This window comes from Oricola nitratireducens (assembly GCF_014904745.1).
Taxonomy (GTDB): domain Bacteria; phylum Pseudomonadota; class Alphaproteobacteria; order Rhizobiales; family Rhizobiaceae; genus Oricola; species Oricola nitratireducens.
The window spans coordinates 14,478-27,957 of record NZ_JACZCS010000019.1; the positions used below are offsets into that span (position 1 = coordinate 14,478).

The following is a 13,480-nucleotide window of genomic DNA, read 5'->3' on the forward strand; positions in this document are numbered from 1 at the left end:
TACGAAACGCTACAAACTCGGGGAGTGACAGATGGCATTTGACGCACGACTCTACAAATCGACGACGCGCCAGCAATGGCAGGATGCGGCCGAAGCCTGGAACGCCTGGGGCACGCTGCTTGACGAATGGTTGGGCACGGCAACCGAGGCGATGCTCGACATGGCCACGATCGGTCCGGGCAGCCGGGTCCTCGACGTCGCCGCGGGCGCAGGGCAGCAGTCGCTGGTCGCGGCACGGCGCGTCGGGCCCTCCGGCTACGTCCTGGCGACAGACATTTCCCCCAACATCCTCGATTTCGCCGAAGAGAACGCCCGGATTGAAGGGCTGGACAATTTCGGCACGTTGGTTGCCGACGGTGAAGAGCTCTCTGTGGAGGAAGACAGCTTCGACGCGGCGATCTCGCGGGTCGGGATGATCTATTTTCCCGACCAGCAGCGGGCGCTGGCAAACATCCTGCGGGCGCTGAAGCCGGGCGGACGCTTCGCCACGATCGTCTATTCCACGCCGGAGAGAAACGGCTTTTTCTCAAAACCGGTTTCGATCATCCGGGAACGCGCGAAGCTGCCGCCGCCGGCGCCTGGCCAGCCGGGGCCGTTCAGCCTGGGCAGCCCGGGCGTACTGGCGGGCGTGCTTAAGGCGGCCGGTTTCCGCGATGTCGAGGAGCGGACAATCGACGCGCCCGTCATTTTACCCAGCGCCGCGGACTGCGTTCGCTTCGAGCGCGAATCCTTCGGCGCGCTTCACCAGATGCTGAGCGGACTGGATGCCGACGCCCGTGAAGCGACCTGGGACGAAATCGCCGATACACTTGGTGCCTTTGAAACCGCGGACGGGTTCCGCGGGCCTTGCGAACTGGTCGTCGCCGCCGGCACGAAATGAAGCCATCTCGCACCCGCTACCCGCGGGTGCAGCCTTCAACGAAAGGGAAACCATCATGAAAGTCTGTGTCGTTCAGGAACCACCCGTCTATCTCGACCTTGAAAAAACCATGGAGCGCGCGGTCGCCCTGATCGCGCGTGCCGCAGGCGACGGCGCGGGACTGGTTGTTTTCCCCGAAGCCTGGTTTCCGGGTTATCCCACATTCGTCTGGCGTCTTGCGCCCGGCGCCGGGATGGGAAAGACCGACGAGCTCTATGCCCGCCTTCAGGACAATGCGATCGACCGCATCAATGGCGGGCTGGCCCCCCTGCAAGAAGCCGCGCGCGAACATGGTGTCGTGCTCGTGTTCGGCTATCACGAACTCGACAGCGGGTTGAGCGGCAGCACGCTGTTCAACAGTTGCGCAATCATCGATGCCGATGGAAGCGTCGCCAACAATCACCGCAAGCTGATGCCGACCAACCCGGAAAGAATGGTCTGGGGCTTTGGCGACGCTTCGGGGCTCAACGTGGTCGAGACCGCGGCGGGGCGAATCGGGGCGCTTATCTGCTGGGAAAACTACATGCCGCTCGCGCGCTTCGCGCTCTATGCCCAAGGCATCGATATCCTGGTGGCGCCGACCTGGGACAGCGGTGAGACCTGGCTTGCTACCATGCAGCATATCGCGCGCGAGGGCGGTTGCTGGGTCATCGGGTGCGCGACGTCTTTTGAAGCCTCCGACGTGCCAACCGATATCCCATTCCATGACGAGCTGTTCCCCAACAAGGACGAATGGATCAATTCGGGAGACGCAGTGGTCTACAAGCCATTCGGCGGCCTCGCCGCTGGCCCGATGAACCGCGAAAAGGGCCTTCTGATAGCGGAGATTGATCCGGGCGCCGCGCGCGCTTCGCGGCGGAAATTCGACGTGAGCGGCCACTATGCCCGACCTGACATCTTCACCCTCTCGGTCAATCGCGAGCCGCAGTCACCGGTCGTATTTTCGAATTGAACACGAGGAAACGCACTTATCGCCAGCCGTCCACAGAATCGACTGCCGGGAAGGTGATTGCCGAAGGGATAACAGACTGGCGGGAAATGACGGTGCGCGGGAGGGGCCGTGACTTCGGATAGTCGAAAACCGGACGGAAATTCCGATCAGGCGTGATGTGCACTACCGCATTTTCCTTTGTCCTAAATCAAAGACCAAATCCCGGCAGGTGCGATTCTTGCTGGGTGAGAATTTCGAAAGGATCGCATCATGGGGATTTTTACGCGCATTACCGAGAGAATGGATCGTCAGGCGCATCTGATGGGTGCAATGATGGAACGGCTGGAAGTCGACACCGTGGCCATGGGAACCGAAGCAGCGGGCGCCCGCTTCGAGCGCGCAGCCCGTTCGTGCCTGATGTGCAAGGACAGCGACGAATGCGAGCGCTGGCTGGACCAGCACGCGGCCGCCGAGAACGGGCCGGATTTCTGCCCGAACGCGCGGTTCTTCGCCCTGCATCGCAAGTAGAGCGACGCCCTACAATCGCAGCGCTTCCCGTCCATTGGTAATCGCCTTGGCGCGTGCGCTGAATTTCGTGCCGCCGTCCTCGTCGTGCAGGATGAGGGGCGGGGCGAATTCCATCTGCCTGCGGGACCCCTTGATGCCGGTGACGACGATGCGGATCGCCGGTTTCGACGGGCGCGGATGGACGGGCATGACCGTCACCGCGCCGTAGCGACCCTTCATCGCCTGCAGAATCTCCACAATCGATTGCGGCCTCGCGATCACCGACAGGCCGGACCCGGGGCGGGCAATCGCGCAAGCCGTCTTGATCCAGCGGGACAACATATCCTCGTCCATGACATGCGCGCCTGCCTTCTCGGCCTTCGGCGTGGCGCGATCCTTCGGATCGTTGAAGGGCGGATTGGCGATCACCCAGTCGTAGACATCGCGCGGGAAACCGGCCGCCTCTCGCGCCTTGCCATCGAGCCCCACGTCGGCCTCGACGACCTCGGCGCGGCCTGCGAGATGGGCGTTTTCCGGCAAGGCCAGCCCGGCGCGCGCGCATTCGGCCATCAGCGGCGATTTCTCATAGAGGACGGCGCGAGCTTCGCGGCAGCGGTCGAGGACGGAAAAGGCGGCCGCCCCCGCCCCGGCGCCGAGATCGGCCAGCATTCCGGCGAAGCCGTCCGGCACCGCGGCGGCGACTATCGTCGCGTCGACGCCGGAACGATGCGCGCCTTTTGCCGGCTGGACGAGATGGAAGCCGCCGCGATGGAACGCGTCGACGGTCGTCTCGACGTCGCCGACAAGCCGCGCGGCCATGGCCCTCAGTCCTTCAGCTCGTTTTCGAGGCCGGCATCACGCATGATCCGGCGCGCCTGCTCGATGCGGTCGGATTCAACCAGGATGCGGCGCGGCAGGATGCCCAGCGAACCGTCGAGGATCGACATATTCTGGTCGGCGACGAGCACGCCGATGCCGGCTTCGCGCATCAGCGATTCCACAAACGAGATCGTCACCGGGTTGTTCGACCGCAAAAGCTCTTCCATCCGCCAGTGATAGGGCGCGGCGTGACAGGCCACAAGCCCGTCCTTCAACATGAAATCGAATGCGCAGACGGTTTGCGCCAATTCGCCGCTTGCCGCACAAGCGCCGAGTTTTTAATGTGGCGCCGAAAATCGGGAGTATTGGTCTTGGGCGTCGTCATTGCGCTTGGTGAAAACAAAAAGGATGCCGCCGGTATCGACAAGCTGGTCGGGCTCGTCGCGGGCGGCATGGAGCGCGTCAACGAACTGATCCTCTCCAAGGCCGGTTCGGACGTCGAGATGATCCCGGAAGTGGCCAATCACCTGATCTCGTCCGGCGGCAAGCGGCTGCGCCCGATGATCACGCTCGCTGCCGCCGACATGTTCGGCTATCACGGCGAGGGCCATGTGAAGCTGGCGACCAGCGTCGAGTTCATGCATACGGCGACGCTGCTGCATGACGACGTCGTCGACGAAAGCCACATGCGCCGTTCCAAGCCGACCGCGCGGATGATCTGGGGCAACCAGGCCAGCGTCCTCGTCGGCGACTACCTGCTCGGCCAGGCTTTCAAGATGATGGTCGAGGTCGGGTCGCTCGACGCGCTCGACGTGCTATCAACGGCGGCCTCGGTCATCGCCGAGGGCGAGGTGATGCAGCTGGCGGCGGCAAAGAACCTGGAAACCACCGAGGACGAATATCTCGCCGTCATCAAGGCGAAGACCGCGGCACTGTTTTCCGCGGCCGCCGAGGTCGGTCCGATCATCGCGAAGTCGACCAGGGCGGAACGGGCGGCGCTGCGCTCCTACGGGCTCAATCTCGGCCTTGCCTTCCAGCTCGTCGACGACGCGCTCGACTATGGCGGCAACGCCAAGGATCTCGGTAAGAACACCGGCGACGACTTCCGCGAAGGAAAGATCACCCTGCCGGTCGTGCTCTCCTACCGCCGCGGCACCGACGCCGAACGCGATTTCTGGAAGAAAAGCATCGAGAATGGCGAGAACGGCAACAGCGAGCTGGAAAACGCGCGCGACCTGATGATGAAATACAGCGCGCTGCCGGACACGATCCAGCGGGCGCGGCATTTCGGCGAAATCGCCCGCGATGCGCTGGCGCCGCTGAAGCCGTCGCCGCAAAAGAACGCGCTGCTCGACGTGGTCGAATTCTGCGTTTCGCGGGTCAACTGATAAAAGTGATTGCCGTTTTCGCAGCCAAAAGCCCACAGAGCGGCGAGCGTTGCGCGTGAACCATAAAAAGGCCATGCTCGACGAGTGACTTGCGCGGCACAGACATGCTTTCGAACTCGATTCCGCAGATTGGTAGCCTGATGAAACGGACTTACGTCTTCCCTGCCCTTTTCCTTGCCACCGGGCTGATTGCCACTCCCGCGATGGCGGAACTGGCGCCGGCCGAACCGCTCGCGCCCGCCAATTCACTGGCCGGCGCGTTCCTGTCGGCGGAAACCGCACGCGCCGAAAACGATTTTGACGCGGCGGTCGAATATTACGGCGAAGCGCTGAGCTACGATCCGGACAATCCGTCGATCCAGCAGGAACTGCTGCTCGCGCTCGTCGCCAACGGCAAGTTCGACGAGGCGCTGCCGGTCGCCGAAAAGCTGAAGAAGGATCCGAATATCGAGCGCGTCTCGCGCCTGGTGCTCGGGATCGAGGCTATTCGCCAGCGCGCCTGGCTGCAGGCCGACAGCGCACTGATCCTGTCGCGTCAAAGCGATCTCGAGCGACTGCTGACGGGCGTAATGCGTGCCTGGGTCAAGTTCGGCGCCGGCGAGACCGACAGTGCGCTTTCCACGCTCGATTCGCTGGAAGGACCGGACTGGTTCGGCCTGTTCAAGGCCTATCACAGCGCGATGATCGCCGATGCAGCCGGGCGCAGCGCGGATGCCGCGGACCGTTACGAATTCGCCATGAACAATACCGCCGGCGGCAGCGCCTCGCCGCAGACCTATCTGCGGCTGGCCGAATCCTATGCCGGCTTCCTCGCCCGCAAAGGCAAGACCGACGATGCACAGGAGGTCATCGCGCGCGGCCTCGGCATCGCGCCGGCCAACCCGGCGCTGCTGGCGCTGCAGGCGGATAGCGACCACATCGCGACCAAGGCGCTGCATATTGCCGACCCGGCGCGCGGCGCCGGCGAGATGCTGTTCGATATCGGCACGGCGATCAACCGCAACGGCGCGGAGAATTTCGCCGCGCTATATCTGGAACTCGCCCGCGTGCTGGAGCCGGACAATGCGCAGATCTATTTCGAGCTGGGCGGCATTTCCGAACGGCTCGACCTTCCCGAGCGCGCCATCGCCTTTTACGACGAGGTTCCGCTGGAGTCTCCGTTCGGGCGGATCGCGCGGCTGCAAAAGGGCCTCAACCTCGCCGACATGGGCAAGAACGACGAGGCGAAGAAAATCCTGATCGCCGCCGTTGACGAGAACCCGCACGAGTTCCGCGGCTATCTGGCGCTTGGCGGCGTCTACGCCGCCCTGAAGGAATTCGGTGAAGCCGCCACGCTATACGAACGCGCGATCAAGAACATCGACACCAACGACGCCACCTTCTGGCCGCTCTATTACCGCATGGGCATCGCCTATGAGCGCACCAAGCACTGGGACAAGGCGGAAGCGTCGTTCAAGCACGCGCTCGAATTGTCGCCGAACCAGCCGGACGTGCTCAACTATCTCGGCTATTCGTGGATCGACATGAATTCCCATCTCGAGGAGGGTCTCGACATGATCCGCAAGGCGGTCGACATGCGGCCACGTGACGGATACATCGTGGATTCGCTGGGCTGGGCCTATTACCGGCTCGGCCGCTTCGAGGAGGCCGTCGACGAACTGGAGAAGGCGACCGACCTTCGCCCGCGCGACGCAATCATCAACGATCACCTCGGAGATGCCTACTGGCGCGCCGGCCGCAAGCTGGAAGCGACCTATCAGTGGGCGCAAGCGCTCGGCATGGAGATCGAGCCGGAAGACGCGGACCGGATCAGGGCGAAACTCGCCGCCAGCAACACGCCGGGCGGCAAACCGGAACTGGCCGTCAGCCAGGTTGACGACCCGGTGAACGGCAAGACCGTCGCATCGCCGAATTCCAGCAATGACGGCTGACGTTTTCCGCAGCCGCTCCTGATATCCGACAGGCGATGACTTCAGCGCTTTCGTGGCACCATGCGCCGGCCAAGATCAATCTCGCGCTGCATGTCACCGGACAGCGGGCCGACGGCTATCACCTGATCGAGACGATCGCGGTCTTCGCCAGCATCGGTGACCGGATCGGCGTCGGCGCCGCCAAGGCCGACAGTTTCAGCATCACCGGGCCCGAGGCAGGCGCGCTTTGCGCCGACGATCCCGCCCAAAACCTGGTCATACGCGCCCGCGAGATGCTGCGCGCGGCGATTGCCGGCACGGGCCGGCACGCACCGCCCGTCGCGCTGGTGCTGGAAAAGGCCCTGCCGGCGGGGTCTGGCATCGGCGGAGGTTCGGCGGATGCCGCGGCGACGCTGACCGCGCTGATCGCCCGCTGGAATGCCGATGACCTCGCGGACACGATCCGCGAAAAAGCCGTCGAGCTCGGCGCCGACGTGCCGATGTGCCTCCGGTCAAGGCCGCTGATCGCCAGGGGCGTCGGCGAATTCCTGACTCCACTTGCCGCCATGCCGCCGCTCGCGATGGTTCTCGTCAATCCGCGCCGCCACGTTTCCACGCCCGCGGTCTTCTCCGCCCTCGTCCGCAAGGACAATCCGCCGATCCCGATCGCGGAAACGGCCGGACTGTCGACGGCGCGGGACTGGGCGGACTGGCTCGGCGGACACAGCCGCAACGACCTGCAGGCGCCCTCCATCGGGCTGACGCCGGATATCGCCGGTTGCCTCGATGACTTGCGCCAGACCGGGCCACTTCTCGCCCGCATGTCCGGCTCCGGGGCGACCTGTTTCGGCCTTTACGATGACATGGACGCCGCGGAGCGTGCGGCAACGCATCTCTTGCGCCAGCGGCCGGATTGGTGGATCACGGCGACTGAGACGGGTCCATCGCAACAGGAGGCACCATGAGCCGTATCGACGAAAGCCGCCCATTCATCCCGGTGCGCATCGCCGTGCTGACCGTATCGGACACGCGGTCACTGGAAGAAGACAAGTCCGGCGCGACGCTCGCGGCGCGGATCGAGGACGCCGGCCATGTGCTCGCCGAGCGCGCCATCGTCACCGACGAGCACCAGCGGATCGCGGGCACCGTGCTCGACTGGGCGAAACGTGACGACATCGAGGTGATCATCACGACCGGCGGTACCGGCTTCACCGGCCGCGACGTCACGCCTGAGGCGCTGGAGCCGCTGTTCGACAAGCGCATGGACGGGTTTTCGGCGCTGTTCCATCGGATTTCCTACGACAAGATCGGCACGTCGACGATCCAGTCGCGCGCGACCGCCGGGCTGATCAGCCAGACCTTCGTCTTCGTGCTGCCGGGCTCGCCCGGTGCCTGCAAGGACGCCTGGGACGGCATTTTGAAGCTGCAGCTCGATTATCGCCATATGCCGTGCAATTTCGTGGAAATCATGCCGCGCCTCGACGAGCATCTGAAGCGCGGCGGCGGCAAGTCCGCCTAGGGGGCCTTCGTCGGCGCCATCTCGATCTCGGCGTCGAGCACCCTCAATGCCAGGCCGCGCACAAGGTCCTCGCCCGATTTCGCATTCGCCGACAGATTGGCGAGCGCCTGTGCCTTCGAGATGACGAGACCGCTGGCAAGCGGACCGCGTCGTTCCGTCACCGGTCGGAAAATCCGCGACAGCCAGTTGCCGGTCCGCTCGCGCCGGAACGTGGCGGCGGTCGCTTCCGCGCGCATGATATGGTCCATGACTTCTTCGTGCCAGCCCTCTTTCAGCCGCGCGCCCGGTTCGAGCACGACGAACCAGTCCGCGCGCGCCTCCTTCATGACGGCGCGCAGCGGCCGTTCACCGGTTTTCGCCAGCGTGCAGCCCGACGCATCGGCGATCGCTGCCGTCGAGTCGGTCGAGGAGTCATCGACAATGATCACCTCGGCGATGTGGCCCTCGACCGCGTCATGGACCAGCGGCGCCAGCGAGCGCGCCAGCGCAACGGCCTGATTGTGCGTAAAAAACAGGATTGAGACCATCGTTCCCCCGGTTTCCCGTGCCTAGCAGAGCATCCGCGCGAAATCAAAGTGTTCGGCATTTTGTTCTTGTATTGTTCTCGTTTTTGCAATAGGAATAAAGTCATCGAACGAAGCGATTCCATGACCCTCCGGGAGGCTCGAAAATGGACGTGATGACAGCAGCGGACAGAGCGGCATTCGTCGGACCGGCGGAACAGGGCGTCGAGCGCGCCAACGGGCTGATCGGACAGTCCGGCCTGCGCGGCCACGAGCACCGGGCCCGCGGACGGGCCAGCGCCATCAATCCGTCGGGCCGTTTCGAGCCGTTCACGCGCAGCATCGTCGACGACGGCTGGAACAGCCTCGAGGACCTGCCGCCGTTCAGGACCGAGGTGCAGACGGAACAGGCACGCACGATCATCACGAAGAACACCTCGCCCGACATTTCGTTCGACCGTTCCATCAACCCCTACCGGGGCTGCGAGCATGGCTGCGTCTACTGCTTCGCGCGGCCGACCCACGCCTATATGGGACTGTCGGCCGGCCTCGATTTCGAGGCGAAGCTGTTCGCCAAGCCGGACGCCGCGAAGCTGCTGGAAAAGGAGATCACGCGGCCCGGCTACAAGGTGAAGACGATCGCCATCGGCACCAACACCGATCCCTACCAGCCGATCGAGCGCGACTGGATGCTGATGCGCGCCATCCTGGAGGTTCTGGACAGGCACAACCACCCGGTCGGAATCGTCACCAAGTCGCATCTGGTGACGCGCGACATCGATATCCTGGCGCGGATGGCGGAGAAGGGGCTGGTCAAGGTCGCGCTCTCGGTGACGACGATGGACCGCAAGCTTGCCCGGACCATGGAGCCGCGCGCGTCGACGCCGTCGAAGCGGCTGGAGGCGATCCGCATCCTAAGCGACAACGGCATTCCCGCGTCCGCGATGATCGCGCCAATCATTCCGGGCCTCAACGACCACGAGATCGAGAAGCTGCTCGATGCAGTTGCCGGCATGGGCGCACGCGAGGCCGGCTATGTCCTCCTGCGCCTGCCGCTCGAGGTCGCGCCGGTGTTCAAGGAATGGCTGCTGCGCCACTATCCCGAGCGCTACCGTCACGTCCTGTCGCTGATCCGCTCGATGCGCGGCGGCAAGGATTACGATGCCGAATGGGGCAAACGCATGCGCGGCACCGGCCCCTATGCCTGGCAGATCGCGCGCCGGTTCGAAATGACGGCAAAGCGGCTCGGCCTCAACCGCGGAAAACTGCAATTGCGCACCGACCTGTTCGAGGCGCCGAAACCGGAGAGTGAGCAACTCAGTCTCCTGTAAACCGCCGGACGGACCGGACGTCCCCTCTCCATCCCCCACCGGTCCGTTCGGCGGCAAGACCCTGGCCGCAGCGCCAAGCCGAGGCTCCCCCGCCCAAAAGCTTGAGCAAAACAGGGTCTTCGGAAAGAGAATCGGGCGGGCGCGTGAAAATCCGTGGTACTTATCCCGCACGATGACGACCACGACCGCGCCTCCCGATTCTCTTCTTCCCTTCGACGGCTTCGACGATCCGGTTTTGCCCGACTTCCGGCTGGAAGCGAGCTATTGGGCGAGCGGATACGAGCATGTGGCGGGCGTCGACGAAGCGGGCCGCGGGCCGCTTGCCGGGCCGGTGGTCGCGGCGGCGGTGATTCTCGATCCGGACCATGCGCCGGACGGACTGAACGACTCCAAGAAACTGACGGCACTCAGCCGCGAACGCCTCTACGGCGAGGTGATGGCCAGCGCGCGGGCGGTCTCCGTTACTAGCCTGTGTGCGGAATCAATCGACGGCAGCAACATCCTCAGGGCAAGCCTGGAAGCCATGCGCCTCGCGCTCACGGGCCTTGCCGTTGCCGCCGACAGCGCGCTCTTCGACGGACGCGACATTCCGCCGGGGCTCAGCCTGCGGACGCCGCCGAAGGCGGTGATCAAGGGCGACAGCCGCTCGCTGTCAATTGCCGCGGCCTCGGTGATCGCCAAGGTCACGCGCGACCGCATGATGGCAAGGCTCGGACCGTGCCACCCGCAATACGGACTGGAAAAACACATGGGCTACGGATCGCAGATCCATCGCGAGGCTATCGGCCTGCATGGCGGCGTCGGGCGCGTGCACCGGTTCACGTTCAGCCCGCTCAAACCGCGCACATAACAACGGCGCCAATGAAAAGGCCGGGCGCGCTTTTCGGCGGGCCCGGCCTGATCGGATACTTTCGACCGAACGTCAGTTCATGCGCGTCTTGACGTCGTCGAGCGACTTCTTGAACAGGTCGCCGGCGGTCTTGGCCGTCACTTTTTCGCCGAGGATCTGCGTCGCGGCGGCGAGCGCCATGTCGACGGCCGAACCGCGGACCTCGTCCATCGCGTCGGATTCTGCCTGGGCGATCTTCTGCTCGGCAAGCGCCGTGCGCCGAGCAACGTATTCCTCGGTCTTGTCGCGCGCCTCGGCGGTGATCGCCTCTGCCTCGCGTTTGGCCGCGTCGACGATCTCCGAGGCTTCCTTCTCGGCTTCCTTGCGCTTCTTCTGGTATTCGGCCAGCAGCGCCTGCGCTTCCTCGCGCAGCTTGCGGGCTTCTTCCAGTTCGTTGCGGATCTTCGCCGCGCGGTCGTCGAGCGCCTTGGTGATCATGCCCGGCACCTTCACGTAGACGATGATGCCGAGGAAGATGATCAGTGCGACAAGCGCCCAGAATGTTTGGTCACCCATGATGACTCTCCTACCCCTCGACCGATTTCAACGCTTTGGTGATCTCGGTCTTCGTCACCGTGCCGCCGATAAGCTGCTTGACGATGACCTCGGTCGTTTCGCCGGCGATCGCGCCGACATCGGCCATGGCCTTGTCGCGGACCGAAGCGATCCGGGCTTCGGCCTCGGACAGTTTCTTGCCCAGGGCCTTTTCGACCTTCTGGCGTTCCGCTTCCGCGGCCGCCTTGGCGCTTTCGCGGGCCTTGTTGCCAATCTCGTTGGCGGATGACTTGGCTTCGGCCAGCTCCTGCTCGTAGGCGGCGATGGCTTCGTCGGCTTCCGTCTTCAGCTCATGCGCCTTGTCGAGGTCCTGGGCTATGCGGTCCTGGCGCGTTTCGAGGATACCCCCGATGCGCGGAACGATCACCTTGGACATGAACCAGAAAAGGAACCCGAAGGTCAGCGCGAGCCAGAATATCTGGGACGCGTAAGTCGACGCATCGAACGGCGGGAAGCTTTCGCCACCGTGACCTTCGGCGGCGGCTGCGGCACCGTGCGCCGCTGTTTCTGCACCTGCGGCAAGTGCTTCGGTTACAAACATGGCCGTCCCTTAAACAGAAGATCGCGCGGCGGAGCCGCGCTTTATCCTGGAGCGATCCGGCCGGTCATCCCGGCCGGAACCCGTATGTGCGATCAGACTGCGAACAGCAGCAGGAGCGCGACGAGCAGGGAGAAGATGCCCAGGGCTTCCGTCACGGCAAAGCCGAAGATCAGGCGGCCGAACTGGCCGTCGGCTGCAGACGGGTTGCGCAGGGCACCGGCGAGATAGTTGCCGAAGATCGTGCCGAGGCCAATGCCTGCACCGCCCATGCCGAGGCATGCGATACCGGCGCCGATGTACTTTGCTGCTTCCGCTTCCATGATGAACTCCTTTGGATGAGAATTGGCGGATTAAGTTGGCGGCTTGCCGCCGGTTAAGCGATCAGTGGCCCGGGTGCAATGCGTCGTTGATATACATGCAGGTGAGCACTGCGAACACATAGGCCTGAAGGAAGGCCACGAGGAATTCGAGGCCGGTCAGGGCAATCGTCATGAGCAGCGGCAGGATGGCGCCGCCGATACCCAGAGCGCCGAGCGTGGACAGGGACACGACGAACCCGGCAAACACCTTCAGCGTAATATGTCCGGCCAACATGTTGGCAAAAAGACGGACGGAGAGGCTGACGGGCCGGGAAAAGAAGGAAATCACCTCGATCATCACGACCAGCGGCATCAGCACGCCGGGGACGCCCTCGGGCACGAACAGGCCGAGGAATTTCAGGCCGTGCTTCATGAAGCCGTAGACGATGACCGTGCCGATCACGAGAATCGCGAGCGAGAATGTCACGATGATCGACGAGGTCACCGTGAAGAAATACGGGAACATGCCCATCAGGTTGGCGACCAGGACGAACATGAAAATGGAAAAGACAAACGGGAAGAACCGCATACCCTGCGTTCCCGCCGCGTCTCGCAACATCGAGGCCGTGAACTCGTAGGCCATCTCGGAGACGGACTGCATGCGACTCGGAACGAGACCGCGATTCGCCGTGGTCAGGTACAGGAATCCCGCCGCGATGGCGACTGTCGCAACCATGAACAGGGAGACATTGGTAAAGGAGAGATCGAGACCACCGACGTTTTCGATCGGAATGATCTTGTGGATCTGAAACTGGTGGATCGGATCGTTTGCCACCGTATACCCCTCGGTTGTCGCGCGCCGCGCGGCTATTCCTTGTTATCACCCGGTTTTGCGCCGGGCCCTATTTTCGCCTCAGGTTCCGCCAAGTGACCGGCGGAGCGCAGGACGTTCAGTATGCCGGCGACGAAACCGAGGAGCAGGAAAACGATCATGCCCCATGGCGACGTGCCAACGATCCGGTCGATCAGGTAGCCGATTCCCGCCCCGACAAGCACGCCGGCGATGAACTCGCTCGACAGCCTGAGTGCGTAGGCGAAACCGGCCCCGCCGTCCATCCTGCGATCCCGCAATCCTGCGCTTTCTACCGCCGTTCTTGCAGCAAGCGCCGCATCGAGCGCCTTGCGCCGGTCATCGAGATCTCCGACTTCGCCGGAATCACCACGCGTTCCTTCATGCTTGTTTCCGCCCGGCGAGCCTGGCGCATCATTCTGTGCCATTGGCCTGATCCGGTTCGAGCATCGGAGAACTGGCGACCCCCTGTGAAGTCGCGCGCAACATAGTTTCGCCACCTTGGCTAGTCAAGGCGCG

At 63.9% G+C, this 13,480-nt stretch carries 17 protein-coding genes; 9 read left to right on the top strand and 8 right to left on the bottom strand.

Features of this window, described 5'->3' with window-relative positions:
- Nucleotides 1–31: 31 nt before the first annotated feature.
- From IG169_RS10875 to IG169_RS10885, 3 genes are all read left to right on the top strand, one after another.
- A complete protein-coding gene (locus tag IG169_RS10875; protein ID WP_193176239.1) occupies nt 32–880 on the top strand; it encodes a class I SAM-dependent methyltransferase in 849 nt (282 codons plus the stop codon).
- Between the two features lie 55 nt (nt 881–935).
- Nucleotides 936–1,871, top strand: a complete 936-nt coding sequence (locus tag IG169_RS10880) for a carbon-nitrogen hydrolase family protein (RefSeq protein WP_193176240.1) — start codon at nt 936–938, stop codon at nt 1,869–1,871.
- A gap of 249 nt (nt 1,872–2,120) precedes the next feature.
- A complete protein-coding gene (locus tag IG169_RS10885) occupies nt 2,121–2,378 on the top strand; it encodes a DUF6455 family protein (RefSeq protein WP_193176241.1) in 258 nt (85 codons plus the stop codon).
- Nucleotides 2,379–2,387: 9 nt separating this feature from the next.
- Here the strand turns inward: IG169_RS10885 and IG169_RS10890 are convergent, their stop codons facing one another.
- On the bottom strand, nt 2,388–3,176 hold the full coding sequence (locus tag IG169_RS10890; RefSeq protein WP_193176242.1) for a tRNA1(Val) (adenine(37)-N6)-methyltransferase: 789 nt from the start codon (nt 3,174–3,176) through the stop codon (nt 2,388–2,390).
- A 5-nt stretch (nt 3,177–3,181) separates the two neighbouring features.
- On the bottom strand, nt 3,182–3,403 hold the full coding sequence (locus tag IG169_RS10895; RefSeq protein ID WP_193176283.1) for a putative signal transducing protein: 222 nt from the start codon (nt 3,401–3,403) through the stop codon (nt 3,182–3,184).
- Between the two features lie 144 nt (nt 3,404–3,547).
- Here IG169_RS10895 and IG169_RS10900 point away from each other — a divergent pair, with 144 nt between their 5' ends.
- From IG169_RS10900 to moaB, 4 genes are all read left to right on the top strand, one after another.
- Nucleotides 3,548–4,564: a polyprenyl synthetase family protein gene (locus IG169_RS10900; protein ID WP_246717317.1), complete on the top strand. Its 1,017-nt coding sequence runs from the start codon at nt 3,548–3,550 to the stop codon at nt 4,562–4,564.
- A gap of 140 nt (nt 4,565–4,704) precedes the next feature.
- The gene (locus IG169_RS10905) at nt 4,705–6,495 is read left to right on the top strand and encodes a tetratricopeptide repeat protein (protein ID WP_193176244.1); all 1,791 of its coding nucleotides are present in this window, start codon (nt 4,705–4,707) and stop codon (nt 6,493–6,495) included.
- A gap of 35 nt (nt 6,496–6,530) precedes the next feature.
- Nucleotides 6,531–7,439, top strand: coding sequence for a 4-(cytidine 5'-diphospho)-2-C-methyl-D-erythritol kinase (locus tag IG169_RS10910; protein ID WP_193176245.1), 909 nt, complete (start codon nt 6,531–6,533; stop codon nt 7,437–7,439).
- Entirely contained in the window at nt 7,436–7,993 is a 558-nt protein-coding gene (moaB, locus tag IG169_RS10915; RefSeq protein ID WP_193176246.1) for a molybdenum cofactor biosynthesis protein B, read from the top strand. Before IG169_RS10910 ends, moaB begins: the two co-directional genes overlap by 4 nt.
- Here moaB and IG169_RS10920 read toward each other — a convergent pair.
- Entirely contained in the window at nt 7,990–8,520 is a 531-nt protein-coding gene (locus IG169_RS10920) for a glycosyltransferase (RefSeq protein ID WP_193176247.1), read from the bottom strand. The two genes, moaB and IG169_RS10920, sit on opposite strands and share 4 nt — an antisense overlap.
- A 143-nt stretch (nt 8,521–8,663) precedes the next feature.
- On the opposite strand from IG169_RS10920, the gene IG169_RS10925 reads away from it, so the two are divergent.
- Complete coding sequence (locus tag IG169_RS10925) at nt 8,664–9,827, top strand: PA0069 family radical SAM protein (RefSeq protein WP_193176248.1); 1,164 nt, start codon at nt 8,664–8,666, stop codon at nt 9,825–9,827.
- A gap of 172 nt (nt 9,828–9,999) precedes the next feature.
- Nucleotides 10,000–10,677, top strand: a complete 678-nt coding sequence (rnhB, locus tag IG169_RS10930) for a ribonuclease HII (RefSeq protein WP_193176249.1) — start codon at nt 10,000–10,002, stop codon at nt 10,675–10,677.
- Nucleotides 10,678–10,749: 72 nt separating this feature from the next.
- Here rnhB and IG169_RS10935 read toward each other — a convergent pair whose 3' ends face one another.
- The 5 genes from IG169_RS10935 to IG169_RS10955 form a co-directional block, all read right to left on the bottom strand.
- Nucleotides 10,750–11,232 carry a F0F1 ATP synthase subunit B gene (locus tag IG169_RS10935; protein WP_193176250.1) on the bottom strand — a complete coding sequence of 161 codons (483 nt, stop codon included), beginning with the start codon at nt 11,230–11,232 and terminating at the stop codon, nt 10,750–10,752.
- A gap of 10 nt (nt 11,233–11,242) precedes the next feature.
- Entirely contained in the window at nt 11,243–11,812 is a 570-nt protein-coding gene (locus tag IG169_RS10940) for a F0F1 ATP synthase subunit B (RefSeq protein ID WP_193176251.1), read from the bottom strand.
- Between the two features lie 92 nt (nt 11,813–11,904).
- Nucleotides 11,905–12,132: a F0F1 ATP synthase subunit C gene (locus tag IG169_RS10945; RefSeq protein WP_035521724.1), complete on the bottom strand. Its 228-nt coding sequence runs from the start codon at nt 12,130–12,132 to the stop codon at nt 11,905–11,907.
- A 61-nt stretch (nt 12,133–12,193) separates the two neighbouring features.
- Nucleotides 12,194–12,946, bottom strand: a complete 753-nt coding sequence (locus IG169_RS10950; RefSeq protein WP_193176252.1) for a F0F1 ATP synthase subunit A — start codon at nt 12,944–12,946, stop codon at nt 12,194–12,196.
- Between the two features lie 32 nt (nt 12,947–12,978).
- Entirely contained in the window at nt 12,979–13,389 is a 411-nt protein-coding gene (locus IG169_RS10955; RefSeq protein WP_193176253.1) for an AtpZ/AtpI family protein, read from the bottom strand.
- Nucleotides 13,390–13,480 lie beyond the last annotated feature (91 nt).

Bases quoted from the DNA above. Each gene is read 5' to 3' on its own strand.
- IG169_RS10955 (WP_193176253.1), bottom strand. From the start codon at position 13,389: ATGGCACAGAATGATGCGCCAGGCTCGCCGGGCGGAAACAAGCATGAA.
- moaB (WP_193176246.1), top strand. From the start codon at position 7,436: ATGAGCCGTATCGACGAAAGCCGCCCATTCATCCCGGTGCGCATCGCC.
- IG169_RS10880 (WP_193176240.1), top strand. From the start codon at position 936: ATGAAAGTCTGTGTCGTTCAGGAACCACCCGTCTATCTCGACCTTGAA.
- IG169_RS10925 (WP_193176248.1), top strand. From the start codon at position 8,664: ATGGACGTGATGACAGCAGCGGACAGAGCGGCATTCGTCGGACCGGCG.
- IG169_RS10945 (WP_035521724.1), bottom strand. From the start codon at position 12,132: ATGGAAGCGGAAGCAGCAAAGTACATCGGCGCCGGTATCGCATGCCTC.
- IG169_RS10920 (WP_193176247.1), bottom strand. From the start codon at position 8,520: ATGGTCTCAATCCTGTTTTTTACGCACAATCAGGCCGTTGCGCTGGCG.
- IG169_RS10935 (WP_193176250.1), bottom strand. From the start codon at position 11,232: ATGGGTGACCAAACATTCTGGGCGCTTGTCGCACTGATCATCTTCCTC.
- IG169_RS10895 (WP_193176283.1), bottom strand. From the start codon at position 3,403: ATGGAAGAGCTTTTGCGGTCGAACAACCCGGTGACGATCTCGTTTGTG.
- IG169_RS10890 (WP_193176242.1), bottom strand. From the start codon at position 3,176: ATGGCCGCGCGGCTTGTCGGCGACGTCGAGACGACCGTCGACGCGTTC.
- IG169_RS10885 (WP_193176241.1), top strand. From the start codon at position 2,121: ATGGGGATTTTTACGCGCATTACCGAGAGAATGGATCGTCAGGCGCAT.
- IG169_RS10910 (WP_193176245.1), top strand. From the start codon at position 6,531: ATGACTTCAGCGCTTTCGTGGCACCATGCGCCGGCCAAGATCAATCTC.
- IG169_RS10875 (WP_193176239.1), top strand. From the start codon at position 32: ATGGCATTTGACGCACGACTCTACAAATCGACGACGCGCCAGCAATGG.
- rnhB (WP_193176249.1), top strand. From the start codon at position 10,000: ATGACGACCACGACCGCGCCTCCCGATTCTCTTCTTCCCTTCGACGGC.
- IG169_RS10940 (WP_193176251.1), bottom strand. From the start codon at position 11,812: ATGTTTGTAACCGAAGCACTTGCCGCAGGTGCAGAAACAGCGGCGCAC.
- IG169_RS10905 (WP_193176244.1), top strand. From the start codon at position 4,705: ATGAAACGGACTTACGTCTTCCCTGCCCTTTTCCTTGCCACCGGGCTG.